Raw genomic sequence first — 21063 nt, forward strand, 5'->3', positions numbered from 1 at the left:
ATCATAGGCATGAGACTGTGACAGAACCTGGAAGCTACAAAGATACGGTAAACTTACCCAAGACTCAATTTGAGATGCGGGCTAACGCGATGAAGCGGGAACCCGAAATTCAAAAATTCTGGGCGGAAAATCAGATTTACGATCGCCTGTCGCAGGAAAACCCCGGCGAATTATTTATACTCCATGATGGGCCTCCCTACGCCAATGGCTCATTGCATATTGGTCATGCCTTAAATAAAATTCTCAAAGATATTATTAACCGCTACCAATTACTGAGAGGACGTAAGGTTAGATACGTCCCTGGATGGGATTGTCACGGTCTTCCTATTGAGTTGAAAGTTCTGCAAAACATGAAGTCAGCAGAACGGCAAAATTTAACGCCTTTGACACTGCGACAAAAGGCGAAAGAGTTTGCTTTAGCTACAGTAGATGACCAAAGGGAATGTTTTAAACGGTACGGTGTGTGGGGTAACTGGGAACATCCCTATTTGACTCTGAAGCCGGAATATGAAGCGGCACAGATTGGGGTGTTCGGCGATATGGTGTTAAAAGGATACATCTATCGCGGTTTAAAACCGGTTCACTGGAGCCCTAGTTCTAAAACTGCTCTAGCTGAGGCGGAGTTGGAATACCCGGAGGGTCATGTTTCCCGCAGTATCTATGCAGCTTTCGCGGTAACGGGTCTGTCTGAGGCGGCTAAAGCTATTTTGGGTGAATTTTTACCTCATTTGTCTGTGGCTGTTTGGACTACGACCCCTTGGACTATTCCGGGGAATTTGGCTGTGGCGGTAAATGGTGATTTGAGTTATGCTGTGGTTTCTACCAAGCAGGAATTTACGCATCAGGAAATTGAACGCAGAGCAAGAGAAATATGGGAAGCAAAAGGCAGACCTCAACAAGATAAATTTGGTCAAGATGCTGACTATATTCAAGCTTTACATGAACTTGAACGCGGATTTACACATCAGGAAGTTGAACGTAGAGCAAGAGAAATATGGGAAGCAAAAGGCAGACCTCAACAAGATAAATTTGGTCAAGATGCTGACTATATTCAAGCTTTACATGAACTTGAACGCGGATTTACACATCAGGAAGTTGAACGTAGAGCAAGAGAAATATGGGAAGCAAAAGGCAGACCTCAACAAGATAAATTCGGTCAAGATGCTGACTATATTCAAGCTTTACATGAACTTGAAAGACAAGTAAAACCAAAGCAAATTCCCAAATATCTTATCGTAGCCGCAGATTTAGTACAAAGTCTGTCAGCCACCCTTTCCACTCGGCTTACGGTGAAGGCTACCTTTAAGGGGCAAGATTTAGAACATACTACTTATCGTCATCCTCTGTTTGACCGCGAAAGTCCCGTTGTCGTCGGTGGTGATTATATTACCACTGAGTCCGGTACTGGGTTAGTACATACTGCTCCGGGTCATGGTCAAGAGGACTATATTGTGGGTCAGCGTTATGGTTTACCTATCCTTGCTCCCGTAGATGACAATGGCAATTTCACCCCAGAGGCGGGTGGTTTTGCTGGGTTAAATGTTTTGGGTGAGGGAAATCAGGCGGTAATTGATGCTTTGACTGCTGCTGGTTCTTTGTTGAAAGAGGAACCCTACGCCCACAAGTATCCCTATGATTGGCGGACAAAAAAACCTACAATTTTTCGGGCGACTGAACAATGGTTCGCTTCGGTGGCTGGTTTTAGGGAAGCAGCTTTAAAGGCGATCGCTGGTGTAAAATGGGTTCCAGCCCAAGGGGAAAATCGCATTACGCCCATGGTGGCGGAGCGTTCTGATTGGTGTATTTCCCGTCAACGGTCCTGGGGTGTCCCTATCCCGGTGTTCTATGATCAAGGGACGGGGGAAGCACTGCTAAATGAGGAAACTATCAAGCACGTTCAAGGTATTATCGCTGCAAAAGGTTCTGATGCTTGGTGGGAAATGTCGGTGGAGGAGTTGTTACCGGAGTCTTACCGCCATAATGGTAAGTCTTACCGCAAGGGTACTGATACCATGGATGTATGGTTTGATTCTGGGTCTTCTTGGGCGGCGGTGGCTAAACAACGTCCAGAGTTAAGCTATCCTGCTGATATGTATTTGGAAGGTTCTGACCAACACCGGGGTTGGTTCCAGTCAAGTTTGTTGACTAGTGTAGCTGTAAATGGTGTTGCACCTTATAAAACTGTACTGACTCACGGCTTTGTTTTAGATGAACAAGGGCGAAAAATGAGTAAGTCTGTGGGGAATGTGGTTGACCCGCAAATTGTGATCAATGGCGGTAAAGACCAGAAGAAGGAACCTGCTTATGGTGCTGATGTACTGCGTTTGTGGGTGTCTTCGGTTGACTATTCTGCTGATGTGCGTCTGGGTAGTAATATCATTAAGCAATTGGCTGATGTGAGGAACAAAATTCGCAATACAGCGCGGTTTTTGTTGGGTAGCTTACATGATTTTGACCCGGAAACGGACGCAGTAGCTCTGGAAGATTTAGCAGAAATTGACCGCTATATGTTACACCGGATGACTGAGGTGTTTACAGAAGTTACCACAGCTTTTGAGAGTTTCCAATTCTTCCGCTTTTTCCAAACTGTCCAGAATTTCTGTGTGGTGGATTTATCCAATTTCTACTTAGATGTTGCTAAGGATAGGTTATACATCAGTGCGCCTAATTCTTTGCGCCGTCGCAGTTGTCAAACGGTGTTGCAAATTGCTTTGGAGAATTTAGCACGGGCGATCGCTCCGGTTTTATGTCATACTGCTGAGGATATCTGGCAATTTATCCCCTACTATACACCCTATAAGTCGGTGTTTGAATCTGGCTGGGTACAGGTAGATGAAAAATGGTTAAATCCTGATTTAGCGGAATTTTGGCAAGAATTGCGCCAAGTTCGCAATGATGTGAATAAGGTGTTAGAACAAGCTAGGGTAGAAAAAATGATTGGTTCCTCCCTAGAAGCAAAGGTTTTGCTGTACGTGAAGGATGATCAATTACGTTCCCTGGTGAAAAAACTGGATTCTGACAATGGTAATGGTATTGATGAACTGCGCTATCTGTTTATCACTTCCCAAGTGGAACTATTAGAGACTCCAGAAGCATTAGCAAATTTAAAATACAATTTGCAATCTGATAGCTGGGGAATTGGGGTAGTAGATGCAGAAGGGAAAAAATGCGATCGCTGTTGGAATTATTCTACCCATGTAGGAGAATCAGCAGAACACCCCCTACTGTGTGAGCGTTGTATCCCAGCTTTAGCAGGAGAGTTTTAATTAAATACAGAATCTCACTCCCCACCCTCAGACATCCTCTGAGGGTGGGGTAAAACCCATCGAATCCCGTTACAATTTCTGTAATAATTCCTGAGTTAATTGATTAAATGCTTTGGAACCTGATGACTGAGGCGCATTTAAAACTACAGGTAGAAAACTATCTACAGCTTTGGCGACATTCATATCAACTGGTATTTGGGCTTTACAAATTTGTTCTACACCAAAGTCTTCAATGACGCGGTGCATTACTTGTCGATAATATCTAGCGTTGAGAAGATTAGAACTAGCCATTGTAAAGACAATTCCCAGCATTTTGATATCTATTTTGGCTTCTTGTTCGTGACTGTCTTTTAATTGACCGATGCGTCGTTCTAATAACTGGATACCAACCACAGATAAGGGTTCGGGTTTAGCGGGGAGAATGTAAAAGTCACTCGCTGCTAAAGCACTCCGGGTTAATAAATTATAGCCCGGCGCACAATCTAAAAGGATGAAATCATACTCCTGGCGCACTGGTTTTAAAATATTATTGATCAGGACTCTTTCAAAGCGATTCCATACAGTTTCAAAATCTTGTTCACCTAAAGCTATTGCTTGTTGGTGCAGCATTTCTGACACAACAAATTCATCATATAAGTCAATATCTCCGGGTAATAAATCTAGTCCAGGAAGATTACAAACCTGAGCTTGGATAATATCATGAATTGTCAGTTTTGCGTCTGGTTCAGGGTTGATAATTTGGTCTATTAAATATCTAAATGTTTTGCGGTGTTTGCGAAGTTTAGCAAACTCTAAAGGAGACATCATGCTAAGTGTAGCACTGATTTGGCTGTCTAAATCTAAGACAAGTACCCGCTTACCGTGATTTTGCGCTAAACAGGTGGCGATGTTGACTGTAAGGGTGGTTTTACCAACGCCGCCTTTCATATTTGCAGTAGCTATAATATATCCCATTGGTGAATTCCTCTGATGACGCGTTCCCATATTTAGGTAGGGTACACTGTTACTCAATAATTAAAACTTGTATAAAGTTAATATTTTTGGCATATTTTGGGAAACTTATTTTACAGCTTAAAATGAGGGTATGTAAATCTTTTGAGCATACAAGCTCTGTAGTCGCTGCATTTGCGCCCCTATCTGGTAAAGCAAATCACCTTTACCCAACAGGTAAGCAGCAGATGTTTCTGTCCCTCCCAGGACAATTTTTGAGTCAGCTTCGCTAGCAGTTCGCAGGGCGATTCTTCCCGGTAAGTTAGAACGGATAATGGGGGTAACAATACCCGCTTCTGGGCGCTGTGTGGCTATAATTAGATGTATACCTGCAGCTCTAGCCATTGCTCCCAAACGTTTTATACTTAATTCTAATACTTTACGGACTGCTTTTTCTGCCATAAAGTCGGCATATTCATCAAAGATGCAGACAATACGGGGTAAAGGGTGGGGCGAATTTTGATTATAGGTGATCAAATCAGGACATCTGGCGTTCTCCAATTTGTGGTAACGAGATTCCATTTCTGTAACTAATTCTTCCATGAGTTCTACAGCGCGATCGCTGTCTTTGACTACAGGAGAATATAACCAGGGGATTTGCTCAAATTCTGGGAATGTGACTCTTTTGGGGTCAACTAGTGCAATTTTCAGATGTTGGGGAGAATGATGATATAGTAAACTTAAGAGGAGCGATCGCAAAAACTCACTTTTACCGCTCCCAGTAGTACCACCTACCAAAAAGTGACAAGTATTCGCATCGGATAAATCAGCCTCTATCAAATCTCCATCTATACTCACCCCCATAGCGATTTTTATCGGTACTGTGGGTGGTAAAAATTCCTGTTGAATATATGTTTCAAATCTAGCAACTTGACGCTGTGGACGTGGTAAATCAATGCTGACATAACCAGCTTGGGGAGCAATCAAAGGCGGTCGTTCTAAACCCAAGTGTACTTGTAAATCTGCTGATAATTTCATAATGGCATTGACTTTTACACCTAAATCAGGTTTAAGCTTCACCCTGATAAAAGCTGGACCAATCGCCGCACCCTGGTACTCCACAGGTACTTTAAAAGATTGCAGAGTATTAACTAAATCCTCCCCAATAGCATCAGCATTTACAGACTCTCCTCTATTATTTTCCCAAGTATGATCTTGAGTAACTTGATTGTCCCTGTTTTCAGGAACCACACTAAAAAAAGTCCCACACTTTTGCTGCTGGGGACAAATTTCACACAAATGAACCTGAGTTGTTACAGGTGGCCCATCGGGTTGGGGTGGTTCCCAACTCAACCATTGCTGCATCTGTAATAATTTGTAGGGAATCAGTTGATGTATTGTACTTTCTAGCTGTTCCCAAGAATATTGATATTCTTTAAACTCCGGTAAAACACAATAAACCGATGCATCCACAGCCACCTTTTTAGTTTGCCATAGCATATAACTATAAAGTGAAACCTGGGCTAATTGCGCCGATGGGTCTACAGGCTGATAGGTCTTAAATTCTACCACACACAAACGTTTTTTAGCCAAGTTAAAAACTAAGCAATCAAATTCCCCCCTCACCCGTTGCTGTCTGCCATCAGGTAAAGTAAAGTAATGCTCAAGGCTGGATTCTCCAGATATGAAAGTCTGACTAATTAAACTTTCTCCATCGCAATAACTACGATTAGCGATTAACAACTGTGCAAAGCGTTTAATCAGTCCCTGTAAGTCCTCCCAAACTTTTAATAAAATTACTACTGTATCAGGGTAGTTTTGGATTACTCTTTCTAAGTATGGGTAAAATATTAATTTATAAAATATTCCTTGCATTCTAGAGGCAACCTCCTCTATATTTAGCAAGTATGATTCTGGCTCAAATAAAGTCTGAAATTCAGGTTCTACTAAAGCTAGTTTGATCAACTCATCTGCTAATTTGTGAAAGTGGTTACCAATACCTCTAGGAGTATCAGGGGGTAAAAATATTGCTGAGTCGCCAAATTTATGATTTAAATAAAAAAGCCGCGGACATTCAAAAGCGATTCTCACCTTAGTAGGATTTAAGGAGGGGTGAGAAGGTCTTTCTTTTACCGGTTCTGAAATATTATTTTCCATATCTAATAAACTCCGATGTACAGCAGCTAAATACACTGTATCCATAGCTGCATATTGTAATTGCTTTTCGCTCAGGGGGCGTATTCCCCAGTCGCTTGCTCCTGATTCCGCATCTACATTGACAAAGTGACAAAGTTCTGATGCTAAGGTTTTCAGTTTTAAATTAGAAACTTGCAAACGTTCACGGGTAATTTTTCTGGCTATTTTTAGGGTACAGGTAACATTAGTTGCTAGTTCTCCCCCTAAATACCTCAGGTCAAAACTAGCATTGTGAAAAACCTTTTCAATACTAGAATTAACCATGATTTGATTAATAAACTTTGTGGCTAAATGATATTGATCTAATACATCCAGAATATAAGCAGATACCCCTGTTAAATCTCTAGAGTCAGCTAACACCTGAATTAGGGATAACCGGGGATTTTGAGTGTACCAATCTGCAATTTCTGTATCTACCCATAGGAGTTTTGTAGATGCTAACTCAGATATTACATATTTAATTTCGCCTGGGTCTGTGAGGTACTGCATTAACTTTAATTAAGTAAACAAATCAATTGGTCTTTTACTTTAGCCTCCGGGTTGAGAATTTTTACTTTCCTTTCCTGACATAATAAATCAATTAATAGGTGGGTTTCAGTTTCTTTGAGATTGGGAAACTGACTTGCTGCTTGGGAAATTAGGATAGGGACACCCATCAAACCCTGGGTTGTGATGACATTTAATAAAAACTCTTTGATTGGCCTGAAATCTTGTTTAGCATTTCTATTAAAGTTGCTATCATCATTAGGTTGAGGTTTGGTAATAATTCCTAAATCTTGTAGTAAAACACATTTGTGCAACACTTTACAATCACGGATAAAGCTTTGTAATGTCTGTAAATTAATGTTTTTATTTCCAATAAATAATTCTTGGCAAAGTGCCGAATTAACTAAAGAATGGTAGGTAGCTAAGTGATGCACTGATTGAATAGTCGGTTTAATGTGAATATGTTGAGTATTGTTAAAAATCTGGCTATAGATCTCATAAGATTTCAGTTGTGGTTTTCCTACATTACTAATTCTAATTAGGACAAGTTTCTGACATAGATTTTGCTGAACTGCTTTATCACAGGCGTTCATTACATGGAAGAAATTCATCATGTTAGAATCTTCTGTCCATACAACACCTATTTTTTGTCTACTACCACGATGTTGATAACTCAAGGAATAGCTCGCATATTTACCTGCAATCATTTTAGATTTTACGGACTGCAATTGTAATGCTTCTAATGCTTCTTGCAGCATCCGCACTAACTCAGGAGATGACAATAAGGAAATTTTACTCAATTTCCCTTGATACTTTTTATATTCTTGTTGCCATAATAATTGAAATTCCGCCCGATCTTTCTCCTCAGAATCGAAGCTCCCAGAAAAATCATTCTTTCTGACTTTAAAATTTATGGGCTGTTTTTGTGGCTGTTGTGGTAGGTCAATTAATATAGTTTGTCCAATATTCAAAAGGGAAACTTTATATTTTTGGTACTCTGACCTTCCCAAGATTAACGCATTTCGGGGATTAGTTTTACCACCGGGGAAATTTTTCTCTAATAATTGAATATTTAAGGGAAAAATAGGTGATTCCGGCTGGGGTTGGGCTTGTTGATATATTGTTTGTAACTGGTAGTACCACAGTGCTTCCGCTTGTTTGAGGTCAATCTGTTTTAGGAATATTTCTCTATCGATTCTCGCTCGGTCAGATTCGGGAATATGATCCCGCGTTTGCTTCCAAGGATCTAACACTAAGGTAATTATTATGAGAAAATTGTAGATATTTTCATTATGAATAGTAGTGTTTACCCTAAATATGGATTGCGGATTAGATAAGAAATTGGGTATACTTTCTACCTGATCAAAACATAAAACAATGGGCTGAGTAGCGGTGGATATTTTACCAAAGTTAGCCAAAATCTGCTTGGCTGCATCTTCTGTGTCAATACATTGCTTAACTCTTAAAGTCTGCATTGATTCTTCACTTAAGTCATCACCTCTCAACCACTCGCAAGCGAGGGGATAAAGTTCTGGATCTGTGAGGTCATGTAGAACTCCAAAATAATGATCTGGGTTGTAAATACCAGCAGTTTGATACTTTCTTTTCAGTTGTTTAATAAATTTTTGACGATCATTTAGCAATAATTGCCAAATACTATCATTAAATGGTTTATTTTTTAAGTTTCCTTGAGTGAAGGCTGATAAATTTTTCAGCCACAGAATTAGTTGAGATTCTTGCTGTCCATCTGGTACCTGAATTAAACTATCAACGGTAGCTCGTAAGATATGACGCCAAATATAATTATCATCTACCCAGGGAGTTATATAAGCAAAAAAAGCCTTTGGGTTGAGTTGACGTTTGACTCTACCTAAAAGATAGCTTTTACCGGAACCAGAATCACCTATAAGTAAAATTGTCCGACTACTATTATCTTTAACTACTAAATTCAGCAGGTTTTCAGTTTCTGTGATTACTTCTTGATGGATTGACTCAACCATAGAGTTTAACTCTTGACTTTGACCCCAAAAATTACCCGTCCTCAAATTTACTAAGTCAAAGGGGTTAACTTCGCGTTTAATAATGTCGTTAATAGATGCCATAATTGATTCAGGTGAGGGAGCGAACTGGATTGATAAACTAATGTATCTATTGGTTGTTCACAATTATAAAGAACAAGGAACCACCAACGTTTTGCGGAATACCTGCATTAATTTGTTCTGTGGTGTACCGTGTAGGATCTAACAATGAACTCAATTCAATTTTGTCAGTTTTTTGCAAACGATACAGCGCCTGGTCTAGTTCATCTCGTGACAGTGGCGGTTGTAACTTCTGACGTAAGTGAAAAATGGGTAAGTAATTCCTTGTACCTAGTTCTTTATCTAACTGTTGAATAATCTGTAAAATATCTTCATCAGTAAAATTAAGAGTTGTTTTTGCAGTAGTAATTTCCGCTACAGCTACATTACCGCGTAAATGCTTGCGCAAAAACCGGAGGTAATTATTGAGTAAGTCTAGGCTAATATTTGCCGTTCCTGTGGGGGTGTATTCATCCCGTAAGAAATCCATTCCTCTTTCAGTTAGCCACACTTGAGATTTTGTTGTTTTGATTTTGAGTTCAATTGCAATCAAACCACGGTCATTCAGGGTTTGTAGTACGGTGTCTCGTTCAGCAGCTTTGAGTGAGGTGATTTTACTGGGGGCGATTTTACCGGATGTTTGAGCAATCTTCTGTAGTACTTTGAGTTCTTTGGGTGGAATGGGAACTTGAGTTAAATCGAGTTTGAGCAGTGCTTGACCGGGGGGGAGAATTTTAACGCTAGCAATCTCACGAGAATAGTCTACCAGCTCGCGATCGCCTAAACTCTGGCAAGTTCGTTTACTACCTTTAAAACCACTACTAGTCAGGCTGGCTCGATAATTTATACATCCGAGCAATTTTAACAGAAACTTTAACTCATTAGTATCCATACCTGTCAGCCTGATTTGCTATTTCCTAGAAAAATTGACAGTACATATTATAACATTCAGTCTCAGTTATCTGGGAGTATAGGTAAAAAATACTTCTGAGCCTTTGATATCAAGTCCGCCTTGTGTATTCTGGGTTTGGAGGGATTAGTTATGAAAAATTAAACTAATTTAACAGTGTGCTATCAGTAAGAGCATGGTTGGTAATTAGACATATATGTAAACCCATAACCAAAGGTAGAAGTCAATGATCGTAAACAAGTTTAAAGTTTGAATAGTATGGAAGCACATCGCTACACCTGAATAATCGCCAGTAGAAAACCTTCAATATACAATTTACAAATATTGTAAGATTATATTTACCAAACTTCTGAGAACCCTATTTTGTGTTACCTTAAAGAAATAGTATAGCAGTCAAATATACGTACGTACATATTCAAGGAACCTATGGGCAATAGTTGCTGCTTATTCAAAGTTAGTTTCATGATTGAGGAGCTTGAAAACTGGCGTAGTTTATCCTGGTATTCTGCTAGGAGACCTTTTTTTGCTCAATCTCTGCAAGTAAGTAACGAGAATTTAAGGTGAATATAGAACAATTTATTCAAAGTGCAGAAGCATTACATAGCCGTTTAGCAGATTTGTACCAAACAGCTAACGTATTACCTTGGATTCCGCCTGAACTGCTACCTCAAGCTATGAAAGAACTCTATAGTAGCTCCAAAATGGTGCGGTCAGCAGCAGAGGAACTTTATCAGCAAAATGAGGAGATGATTCAAACAAGCAATTGTCTAGAAACTGAACGCCAACGCTACCAGAATTTATTCGACTTTGCACCAGAAGCTTATTTAGTGACTAATACCGCAGGAATCATCGAACAAGCGAATCTGTCCGCAGCTAAATTACTCAACATTTCCAGACCATTACTAGTAGGTCAAGCAATAGTTAATTTTCTCCCTCTGGAAGAAAGACAGCCCTTTCGAGGTGAACTCAGCCAGCTATACCACTCGGACAGAGTCACAAGATTAAGAGTCCGCTTACAACAAAATGAAGGTGAGTATTTTGACGCAGCTTTAAAAGTGTCCGCAGTCCGTAACCCAGAGGGTAAAGTAAACTTTCTCTGTTGGCTGTTGCGTAATATCAATGAAGGTGAGAAACAGAAAACAGAAGCGATCAATTATGAGAGTGATTTGATTCATGATCGACCTGTATATAAACACCTGAAAGGAGAAAGCATTCCCCTCAATCCTTTAGTTGTTTGGTATGTACGCCAGGGTTTAGTGAAGCTCAATACTTTTTGCGAAACTGGGGAAGAAATATTCATAGGATTAGCTACCAAAGACATGATTTTTGGCTCTCACATGACCTCTCTACCCATTTATCAAGCCGTGGCCCTGTGTGATGTTGAATTAAGCTCAATTTATGTAGCAGAAATAGCAGCTAACCCAATGCTTAGTCATATGCTTTTACCAAAAATTAATCAACGCTTACAACAGACGGAATCTTTTTTAGTTATTACAGGTAAGCGTCGGGTGGAAGAAAGACTATATCATCTGTTGCAACTTTTGAAACAGGAAATAGGTGAGCCTGTACCACAAGGGACTCGCTTAAGTGTGCGATTAACTCATGAAGATATGGCTAGTGCTTGTTGTACTACTAGAGTAACAATTACCCGATTGATGGGAAAATTACAACAACAGGGTTTGATTAGTTTTGACCCCAAAAAATATATTATTTTAGGGGATTAATTATCCCTTTAGGGACAATTCATCAATTGTCCCTAAGAGGATGTTTGATAAGTTCTCCACAGGTAATTTTTATTTTAGGGAACAGGGAACAGGGAACAGGGAACAGGGAACACCGAAGGATTGGGGAACACACAAAAAACAATAAAATCCAGTCCCCTCCCCTTACAAGGGGAGGGTTAGGGTGGGGTCAAATAATATTCGATACACTAATCATGACTTGACAAACATCCTCTAAGAGGATGTCGGAGATTTCTAAATGGGGGAAAAACCAACTATTTGCCCTTTCATCTCCCTCTACTAGCTGCTAGCATCAACTTTGAATCCCAAGTGTACACGCCAATTTTGTCGGGTACTCTAGAGAATCGCCCTATGCGATAACCTCGTGATAGTTCATTAAGAACTTTACTCTTGACTTCTCGCACTTGCTGATCATCTAGTTCACCATAAAGACCATTAATGATTTGCGCCACACTGAAAACCCTCCCTGAATGTTTTTGCAAGAAATCCGAAAGAGCATCGATCAAAAATCGACCCTCAAATTCTTTAACCATGGGTATGGCATTTGTCTGGGGGATAATCTGCGGTTTCTTCGGGTTATATTTCCCGCTAGGAGAGTAACTTTTAGTTTTGTTGGACTTAACTAAACTTAATTTGAGAGTGTAGCAACCAGGTTCGTCAGGAACGACTGACCAGGCGCCTCTTTCTTTCCCCTGTGTCAGGGAGGATTGCACTCTGGCTTTAACAACTCTAAAGATGGGTGATGCTAAATCTCCATAAAGCGATCGCACAATAAAGTCTATATGACAGACAGTACCAATATGTTCTTCTAGAAGACTTTTAATAGCTTCCATGCGACTTTGAGATTGATACTCAGGTACCATGGGGATATCTGGGACTTTAATTGATTGATCTTGACTTTCTAGAGATGTTGCTGGTGCGCGAGGTTCTGTAATCTCTGTATTTTTCCCATTTAAATTCTCTGACTCTTGAAGTTCAGACCTGGCGGACTTAAGAGTCTTATCAGGTATGGATAACAACGAGTCTGTTTCAGGTGGGTAGGAAACTTCTGGAAGCATTTCAAGTTTTCCCACATCCTGAGCATCTGACCCAGAAGACCAATGAGATAACAAAGAATCTACATGATGCAGCTGCGATCGCGCCTGTGTGTATAATGTTTCATACTCTTTAACCAGACGAGCATAGTAGTCTCGTAATTCCAACAACGGCGAGATAAAAACTTCAGGGGGTGCTGATGGTAGTCGATTATTCATAAAACTTCAAATTATCCTAAATTGACATCACTTTTATAAGTCATTGCTCTGGGTTTTGCTTTTTTAGATGACTCATGGGATTTTCTTGGTGCTTGTGGTGGCCGGCATTGTTCGCAATACAATGGACGAGGCCCAAAGGTCTCGCGTTGTGTAGTTTGGTCGCATTGCTTACAGACGAAGTGGAAAACACGAGTATGAATCTGTCTTTTATGCGCCCGAACAGTATACTCTCTAACATCAATGAACTTACTAGGCATAATCCAGAACGGTGAGTTTTATTCCTATCAATATAACTATTCAAGCAAAGGAAATGTGATCAGTGTATCTTCAATTGTAAGTTTTATTCAAGTCATTGATTGGAATCAAGTTAACTTGGGAGGAACCAATAGGTTATCTTTTTGAGATACATATAGTTAATTATCACCATTGATCTGTAGATAATTTCTATGTCTTTGGGTTACTAAATATAGAAATTAGACATATTTTGAGCAATATTTCTGACAAATCATCTGAATTGTTCAGCTTGCACTTAAGGTTATGGCTTTTGATGCTACGTGTAAAAATCTCATCCAAAACTGTCTGACAATAGCAACAAACCCTTATCTGATTCCACCTATTTTTTCATACCCAAATAGTTAGTAGCCTTAGAGAAAAACATCTCTTGAACTAGGTTTCTCAGTTTTTACCCCGACTGCGTGAACTACAAATACAGCATATTTCATCTGAGTGAGGTACACAAGGGAGGTTATGGACTCTTGTTAATTAAAGTAAATCTCAAAATCCTTCTAGCTTTGATTTTGCAGTTTCATCACCAATCTTTGTAGTTTCGTTCACAACGAAAGGCAATAAAGCACCACCAACAATCACCGCACTATCCACAAAACTAATGGAGGTAATCTTTAAAAGGTTCCTTAATGGTGGCATAGCTAAAGCCAACAGTTGTATAATAAGAGAACCTATAATAGCAGTATTTAAGTAGGTATTATTAGGTAATCTATCTTGACTAAATATGCTGTGGTTTTCCGAACGGCAGCTAATGGTATGTAGTAGTTGTGCGGTTGTTAGGGTCATACAGGCCACAGTACTAGCCCGGGATCCTGTACCATATCTGAGGATAGCATAAATGTATGCTGCTAAAGTACTCACAGATATTGTTCCCGACTCAAAGACAATTCTACCCAAGTCAGAATTTTTAATAATTGGTTCATGAGGATTTCGCGGCGGCTGACTCAATACGTCAGGTTCTGGTGCTTCCATAGCTAGGGACAAACCAGGGAAAATATCACTGATTAAATTGAGCCACAGCAGTTGAATAGCATTTAAGGGTTCACCTAAACCAGCAGCTGTAGCGGTGGTCATGACCATGATTTCGCTGAGATTGGTGGAGAGGAGGAAATGCACTGATTTTCTAATGTTGTTATAGATAGTCCGCCCCCGACTGACAGCAATCATCATAGTTTCTAGTCTGTCATCTTCTAGGACAATATCTGCCACTTCACGCGCCACATCAGTTCCTCCCTTACCCATTGCTACACCAACTTGCGCCGCCTTCAGTGCTGGCGCATCATTAATACCATCCCCGGTCATGGCCACCACTTTTCCCGCTGCTTGCAAAGCTTGGACAATTTGCAGTTTATTGCTAGGACTGATACGGGCAAAAACGTTAACTTTATCGCTGACTGCTGTCAGTTCCTCCGATGTGAGACTCTCAAGGTGGGTAGCATCCAGAATTTCTAATTGGGAATCTTGACTTAATTCTAATTCCTGAGCGATCGCATAAGCAGTGGAACTTTGATCACCAGTAACCATCACCGTCTCAATTCCAGCTTGATGAAAATCCCCAATTAATTGTTTCACACCCATTCTAATCGGGTCTGTCATCCCCACCAAACCCAGCCAAATCAGGTTGGTTTCATAATTATCAGAATTGCCATGATCAACATAGCTATAAGCTACCCCCAACACTCGCAGAGCCTTTGCAGCCAAGCGATGGTTTTCCATTTCAATTACCCGCCTGTCTTCTGCTGTTAAAGGCACAACTTGGCCATTTTTCATCCACCATTGACATAAGTTAATCATTTCGCCGGGGTTACCTTTAACTGCAATCAACTTGTGATCATTGTCAATGCGATGAATTGTACTCATAAGATTACGGTTTTCACTGCGCAGATTAGTTTCTAACAGTTCATACTTTTGTCTGAGTGCGATGACATCCACCCCAGCACTAATTGCCAAGTAAATCAAAGCATTTTCCGTGGGCGAACCTGTAACCGCATACTCACCATTATCCTGTAGAGTGACTTCACTTTCGTTGCACAGAACGGATATATGAATCAGCTTTAACAGTTCATCATTGCTGTAGGGGTTAAGATTTTCTTCCTCCACAGTAATTTGTTGAGTGGTTGTACGTATTTCCACTACCAACATTTTATTTTCTGTAATTGTCCCGGTTTTATCCAAGCAAATTGTTTGTACAGAACCCAAAGCCTCCACAGCCCTAAGACTGCGAACCAGGACATTATTCTTCCTCATCTCACGGATACCTAAAGCCAGGGTTGTGGTAGCAATTGTGGGCAAACCTTCAGGAACAGCCGCTACCGCGAGGGATATAGATGATTGCATCATTGTTAATAAACCATATCCCCGCAGCACTCCCAAACCAAAGACAAAACTACAAATTCCCATACCCAATAAAACCAGTTGATTTCCCACCTGGTCTAGTTGTCTTTCTAGCGGGGTATCTGTAGCTGTGGACTGATTCACCAGTTGTTGGATTTTGCCCATTTCTGTAAATCTACCTGTGGCCACAACCACAGCCAATCCTTGACCGCCAGTGACAAAAGTTCCTTGATAGACCATGTTCAAGCGGTCTGCTAAAGGTATATTTTCACCAGACACAGGCGCAGTAGTTTTAGTAATGGGGATGCTTTCCCCAGTCAGGGGAGATTCATCAACAATCAAGTTATCAGCTTCCATGAGTCTGGCATCTGCGGCGATATAACTACCAGATTTGAGCAATAAAATGTCTCCTATAACCACGTTCTCTGTAGGTATTTCCACCTGCTGACTATCTCGAATTACCCAAGTTAATATTTGCTCTTGACTTTGGAGAGATTGAATGATTTTTGCTGATTGGCTTTCTGTGGTGTATCCAATGAAGGCATTCAGACCCACAACACCCATAATTACCACAGCATCTATTATCCCCCCGGTAATCATGGCAATTCCGGCCGCTCCCACTAGTAAAGCTACTGGCAGAGATTTAAACTGGTCAATTAAAATATTGCTAGGGGAACGGGTCGGAATTGCAGTTAAAACATTTCGCCCATATTTACTGAGGTTTGCTATGGCAGACTCACTAGATAAACCTGATATTTTCGCAGAATTTAACCTATCTATGACTCTATCTGCTGTCATTAAATGCCAATTATCGGTGTTTTCTTGGTTGGCATCATTAATAACTAATCTCTGATTATTTAACCAACTTTCGGTTGGAGTCAAACTAGATTTTTCTTGAAATTTTCTTAAAGTTGTCTCAAGAAGTAAACCTATAGTCTGAAAGCTATGTTTATTTGTGAAAATAACCAGAATATTACTAGTTAACGAATTAGCAGAAACATAAATTATTTCTGGGTTATTACCAAGCGATCGCTCTAAATATCTTTCTAGTAATAGCGAACCATAAAGTTGATTAACCTTGTATCTAGCTCTCCCTTTAACTTTAGTGTGTATAGCCTTAATCACAGCAAAATTTGCTCCTGTAACGCCGCTAATAGCTGAGAATATTATAATTTATCTAGCAGTTTTGCATCTCCCTATCAAGTAACAATCCCCTGCATTTTCTGCCAGGGGAGTGTCAACCTGTGAATAATTTAGTTTTTTTCCTTTAGTTGAGCAGTACCTTGGCCATGAGAATTTTCTATATGTTGGTTTAAACTTTCAGCCATCTCAATGGCGACAATAATTAATTGCTCTTCCATAGCCCCATTACCGCCCTCATCACTAACTTTTGGGTAAATATGAGGGTTAGATAGCATAGCGGCCAGCAGTTGAGATGCAGTTTGTTGGAGTTGATTAAGTTGTGACACCCTTATTCCGATACTTTTTTGCTAACATTTACTAACAAATACACTCTTTAAGAGAGGGCGTATCAACCAATGCACGTAGGAAAATCCCTCGCGCACCATTTATGTCCCGGCTCATTACCAGTCCCGTCAGATGGAGACTTAATGAATTTAGCACCACCAAGGTTGGGGATGATTTCACCAGTCCAACTGACTGTTTTTGATGTGTACGCTTCGTTGACATCCATCACTAGTTTATTAGTCTCAAAAGCCTTGTGCTTGAGAAACTGCTTAAATCGGTAGTGAGAGAGTGTTAACATTTGGCGCACTGACTTTGACCTAATTCGTCGCTTTGCCTTCTGAGACATTTGGGATGTTTCAAAGGTGGGCAGTAAAATAATGTCAAAGTTATTAACCAAAAATCGAGCAGTTTTCTTGTGCAATTCGTCTACAAGGTTTTTGATTTTACCTCGCAGTCTACTAGCAGCAAGTTTCATTCTTCTTCTTTGTTTACACTTGGCTTGAGTGAATTTAGAAATTAACTTATCCAAGCGAAAACACAGCTTCTGAAGTAAATTAGCAGATGTGCCAATTTCCCCAAAACTACATTCAGAAAAGAAGGTGATAAACGTTCTGATACCGGGGTCAAGTGCTACAACACGTCCTTGGTTATCAGACTTCTGTTGCAGCACATCCTCTGGAACTGTCAAATAGTAATCACGGTAGGCAAACACTAAACGACAGTCGCCAAAGCTTTGTGGTAAGGCTTCTTTGAAGGTTACCTTACCTAATACAGTGTGGTAAATTCCCACATCTTTTACTGCGGATTTGGGAATGTAGCAAGATTGTACAGCGTCTTTTCTTGACCTAAATCTAATCTTACTAACACCACCACCGGTTTTAAACTTTTTCTTGGCATTGCTGACAGACTTACAAGCATCTTTGATGGCGATTGACTTAAGATAAGGGACTGATTTACTCCATTCTGGTAGTCCGTTCAATATGTGAGTCTTAATCGCTTTCCAGTTAGCCTTAATGCTAGAGTCTTGCAGCAGTTTGACTGTGGTGTTGTAAACAAACCTGGACACACCAAACCACTGCTTAACAATCCGCCTCTGCTCGGTTGTGAGGAAGATCCGGATCTTCTTTGATCTTTTTACTGTACTTACTGAGTCCGGGCATCCGACAAGAGAAGACGTGGAGGATGGAGAGAAGATCCGAGGTAAGCTCTGATTCTGGGCAATGTACAGTGTTGTCGAGAACCACGATTTTTCCACCGTTTTGCTCGACCATGTACTCAATAAGCTCGAATCCAAACCTTGCGAGTCGGTCACGACAGGTAACAACAAGCGTGAGCTGATCTCCGAGCATAAGTCTGTCCAGTAAGGCTTGCAGTCCTTTTCTTTTGAAGTTGATTCCACTGCCGATGTCTTTGATGATTTCGGACTCTGGGTAGAGTGATTGCATATAGGCAAGTCTACCAAGGTCGTCTCGTTGTTTGGTTGAACTAACTCAGCAGTAGCAAACAAAGGAAGTTCTAGTGGCACCACGGAGGTAGGATTCAACGTGAAAAAGTCTTTGTCCTGCTTCGTTTTTAATGCTTTCAATCTTGCCATTGTCTGCGTACTTCCTTAAAGTGTTTGGGTGCAGTCCCAGTTGTTTGACTGCTTCTCGTAGTGGTAAATAAGCCATACCACTATCTGAGCATTTATGAGCATATGTAATCTATTATTAGTAAATAACTAGCTATTGGCTAACCCTCCAGCCCAATGGTGGTTCAATCATGGTTTGGTCTGACTTACCCACAGCAGCGCCGGGCTTATCAAAAATCTTCACGGTGCTGGCTTGGGCCTTCTTCGCCCATTTCTTCGGCAAAATGGACTGCGGTACCAATTTCTAAACGTTCAAATTCGTGATGTAACACACTGTTGCGGTGAAAGTAAATTTCTCGGCCTTCTAAAGTTCTTAAGAAGCCATAGCCCCTATCTTTAAAGAGTTTGGTAACTAGTCCCGTTGCTTCCTGGAATTGTTCCTGATTATGACCTCGTAGCTTACCACCTTGGCCGTTACGCTCATATTGCAGTTGGTTGAGTTTAACTAGTTGCTGACGAGCGGCGTTAAAAGTATCGCGGATGACTGCATCTAATGGGTCATACTGAATACCCTCTCCCGGATTTCTTTCTGCCACAAGTTCGTGACCGGGGGGTACGGTGATATCAATGCGCACGCGATATGGTGAACCACTGCGGGGGCGGTCATGTATTTTTTCAATGGCAATATGGCAGCTACTGATGTGATCGCAAACACTCTCTAATTTAGCGATTTTCTCATGAATTAGGGTATCAATTGCATTGGTTTTCTCAACATTGCGATAAGTAATTTCTGGTGGTACTTTCATATGTTTGTCACGCTTGGGGTAAACCTAGGTACCAATAGATAGTGGTTGATAGCTAGTTTCAGCTTGGAAAAGCAAATCGCGGACTTGCTCATCTGTAGTTTGGGGAAAGTCTTCGTACCATAGACCAACACTATAAAAGGGGTCAGGTGTGGCAAGGCAGATGATCTCGTTGACGGCGGTTTGTAACTCTTTGCAAGTGGCGGCAGCACCAACGGGTACAGCAATAACTATTTTGGCTGGGTGCTGTCGCCGCACGGATGCTACCGCAGCCCACATAGTGGCACCTGTAGCTAACCCATCATCTACCAAGATGACTATGCGTCCTTCTAAATCAGGGTCAGGGCGATGGCCTCTATACAGTAGTTCTCGACGTTCTAATTCTCGTTCTTCTTGCGCCGCAACTCTAGCAATTGTTTCTTCGGATATCTTCACCAAATTGATAATATATTCGTTAATAATCCGCACGCCACCAGATGCGATCGCCCCCATTGCTAGTTCTTCTTGTTCAGGCACACCCAATTTACGCACCACCAGCACATCTAAGGGAGCATTTAACCCTTGAGCAACTTCAAAACCTACGGGTACACCGCCTCTGGGCAGAGCTAACACCATGACATCTGTAGTGTTAGCATAGTCTGCTAATTCTCGGGCCAACATTTGACCTGCTATTGTGCGATTTTTGAATAGCATGGTATTACTCTCCTGATATTTGCCTCAGAATTGAGGTTTTACTGGACTTTTCCCCTCAAAGAAAAGTCGAAATTCTGACTGATCAACAGCTGGCATTTTTCCTCCCGATTTGGTTGAGTCTTTCAGTGGTAATGGTGACCACTAACAGTCATCAAGTCTTGCTAGTGTTTCTGAACTGATCATAGAAAGCTAGACCTGGCATGACCTCTGACTAACGACGCGACATCAACAATCTACTGATCTATCTAATGGAGGAGAAAAAAATAGAACCTCACCCCCAATTCCTTTCCTTAGTAGGGAAAGGGAGACTTTGAGACAAGTCAAAGGTGGGGTGAGGCCAAAAACCAGATTACTGTGTTACTTAATTCATATTCCGGCGCTAATGTCGGCCATCGGGAGAGTATTAAACATTAGCTTACGGACGCTCTTCAATCACACGGTCAATTAAGCCATATTCTTTAGCTTCAGCAGCAGACATGAAAAAGTCCCGATCCATGTCTTTTTCAATCTTGGCTAAAGGTTGACCAGTATTCTGAGCATAGATATTATTTAGCTGGCTACGAATCCGCAGAATTTCTCTGGCTTCGATTTCGATATCACTGGCTTGGCCACGGGTTCCGCCGGAGGGCTGGTGAATCATAATCCGAGAATGAGGTAATGCCATGCGCTTACCCTTGGTTCCGGCTGCGAGCAGGAATGATCCCATGGAGGCTGCTAGACCTACACAAATTGTCACCACATCTGATTTGATGTGTTGCATGGTGTCAAAAATGGCCATGCCAGAGGTTACCATACCACCAGGGGAATTGATGTATAAATAAATATCCTTACCTGGATCGTCTGAATCCAGATATAGCATTACCGCAATAATTTGGTTAGCAATTTCATCATCAACATCTCGGCCTAGGAAAATAATCCGCTCCCGGTAAAGGCGATCGTAGATGCTAATCCAGTCTGTATATTGTCCTCCGGGCATCCGGTAAGGAACTTTAGGAACACCTATAGGCATATTCGTTACTCCGCTTGTAATTAGTCATTGGTTATGAGTGA

General features: G+C 40.9%; 15 protein-coding genes and 1 pseudogene. 2 read left to right on the forward strand and 14 right to left on the reverse strand.

Annotated features, from left to right (window positions below):
• Window positions 1-17: 17 nt before the first annotated feature.
• Entirely contained in the window at window positions 18-3266 is a 3249-nt protein-coding gene (ileS, locus tag AC6IZ0_RS04055) for an isoleucine--tRNA ligase (protein WP_497725184.1), read from the forward strand.
• A gap of 69 nt (window positions 3267-3335) precedes the next feature.
• On the opposite strand, the gene AC6IZ0_RS04060 is transcribed toward ileS, so the two are convergent.
• The 4 genes from AC6IZ0_RS04060 to AC6IZ0_RS04075 all read right to left on the reverse strand — a co-directional run bounded on the left by AC6IZ0_RS04060 (window position 3336) and on the right by AC6IZ0_RS04075 (window position 9848).
• Window positions 3336-4220, reverse strand: coding sequence for a ParA family protein (locus AC6IZ0_RS04060; RefSeq protein WP_497725185.1), 885 nt, complete (start codon window positions 4218-4220; stop codon window positions 3336-3338).
• A 117-nt stretch (window positions 4221-4337) separates the two neighbouring features.
• Entirely contained in the window at window positions 4338-6881 is a 2544-nt protein-coding gene (locus AC6IZ0_RS04065) for a DNA translocase FtsK (RefSeq protein ID WP_497725186.1), read from the reverse strand.
• 5 nt (window positions 6882-6886) lie between these two features.
• The gene (locus AC6IZ0_RS04070; protein WP_497725187.1) at window positions 6887-8980 is read right to left on the reverse strand and encodes a P-loop NTPase family protein; all 2094 of its coding nucleotides are present in this window, start codon (window positions 8978-8980) and stop codon (window positions 6887-6889) included.
• A gap of 46 nt (window positions 8981-9026) precedes the next feature.
• Complete coding sequence (locus tag AC6IZ0_RS04075; protein ID WP_497725188.1) at window positions 9027-9848, reverse strand: transcription factor RcaD; 822 nt, start codon at window positions 9846-9848, stop codon at window positions 9027-9029.
• A 578-nt stretch (window positions 9849-10426) separates the two neighbouring features.
• Between AC6IZ0_RS04075 and AC6IZ0_RS04080 the strand changes: the two genes are divergently transcribed.
• Window positions 10427-11590: a Crp/Fnr family transcriptional regulator gene (locus AC6IZ0_RS04080; RefSeq protein ID WP_497725189.1), complete on the forward strand. Its 1164-nt coding sequence runs from the start codon at window positions 10427-10429 to the stop codon at window positions 11588-11590.
• Window positions 11591-11874: 284 nt separating this feature from the next.
• On the opposite strand, the gene AC6IZ0_RS04085 is transcribed toward AC6IZ0_RS04080, so the two are convergent.
• The 10 genes and pseudogenes from AC6IZ0_RS04085 to AC6IZ0_RS04130 all read right to left on the reverse strand — a co-directional run bounded on the left by AC6IZ0_RS04085 (window position 11875) and on the right by AC6IZ0_RS04130 (window position 21022).
• Entirely contained in the window at window positions 11875-12861 is a 987-nt protein-coding gene (locus tag AC6IZ0_RS04085) for a hypothetical protein (RefSeq protein ID WP_497725190.1), read from the reverse strand.
• 11 nt (window positions 12862-12872) lie between these two features.
• Window positions 12873-13118 carry a hypothetical protein gene (locus AC6IZ0_RS04090; RefSeq protein WP_271734605.1) on the reverse strand — a complete coding sequence of 82 codons (246 nt, stop codon included), beginning with the start codon at window positions 13116-13118 and terminating at the stop codon, window positions 12873-12875.
• A 517-nt stretch (window positions 13119-13635) separates the two neighbouring features.
• A complete protein-coding gene (locus AC6IZ0_RS04095; protein WP_497725191.1) occupies window positions 13636-16605 on the reverse strand; it encodes a cation-translocating P-type ATPase in 2970 nt (989 codons plus the stop codon).
• 128 nt (window positions 16606-16733) lie between these two features.
• A complete protein-coding gene (locus AC6IZ0_RS04100; RefSeq protein ID WP_271734613.1) occupies window positions 16734-16949 on the reverse strand; it encodes a hypothetical protein in 216 nt (71 codons plus the stop codon).
• Window positions 16950-17011: 62 nt separating this feature from the next.
• Complete coding sequence (locus tag AC6IZ0_RS04105) at window positions 17012-18142, reverse strand: RNA-guided endonuclease InsQ/TnpB family protein (protein ID WP_497725994.1); 1131 nt, start codon at window positions 18140-18142, stop codon at window positions 17012-17014.
• Complete coding sequence (locus AC6IZ0_RS04110) at window positions 18027-18392, reverse strand: IS607 family transposase (protein WP_497725192.1); 366 nt, start codon at window positions 18390-18392, stop codon at window positions 18027-18029. The genes AC6IZ0_RS04105 and AC6IZ0_RS04110 overlap by 116 nt, the downstream gene beginning before the upstream one ends.
• A 45-nt stretch (window positions 18393-18437) precedes the next feature.
• On the reverse strand, window positions 18438-18617 hold the full coding sequence (locus tag AC6IZ0_RS04115; protein ID WP_497725193.1) for a MerR family DNA-binding transcriptional regulator: 180 nt from the start codon (window positions 18615-18617) through the stop codon (window positions 18438-18440).
• Window positions 18618-18671: 54 nt separating this feature from the next.
• Window positions 18672-19323 (reverse strand): annotated as a pseudogene (locus AC6IZ0_RS04120) (HPF/RaiA family ribosome-associated protein).
• Between the two features lie 24 nt (window positions 19324-19347).
• Window positions 19348-20013: a phosphoribosyltransferase gene (locus tag AC6IZ0_RS04125; protein WP_271732084.1), complete on the reverse strand. Its 666-nt coding sequence runs from the start codon at window positions 20011-20013 to the stop codon at window positions 19348-19350.
• Window positions 20014-20428: 415 nt separating this feature from the next.
• Entirely contained in the window at window positions 20429-21022 is a 594-nt protein-coding gene (locus tag AC6IZ0_RS04130) for an ATP-dependent Clp protease proteolytic subunit (protein WP_271732085.1), read from the reverse strand.
• Window positions 21023-21063 lie beyond the last annotated feature (41 nt).

The sequence above is a fragment of the Anabaenopsis sp. NIES-4685 genome, from assembly GCF_059725405.1.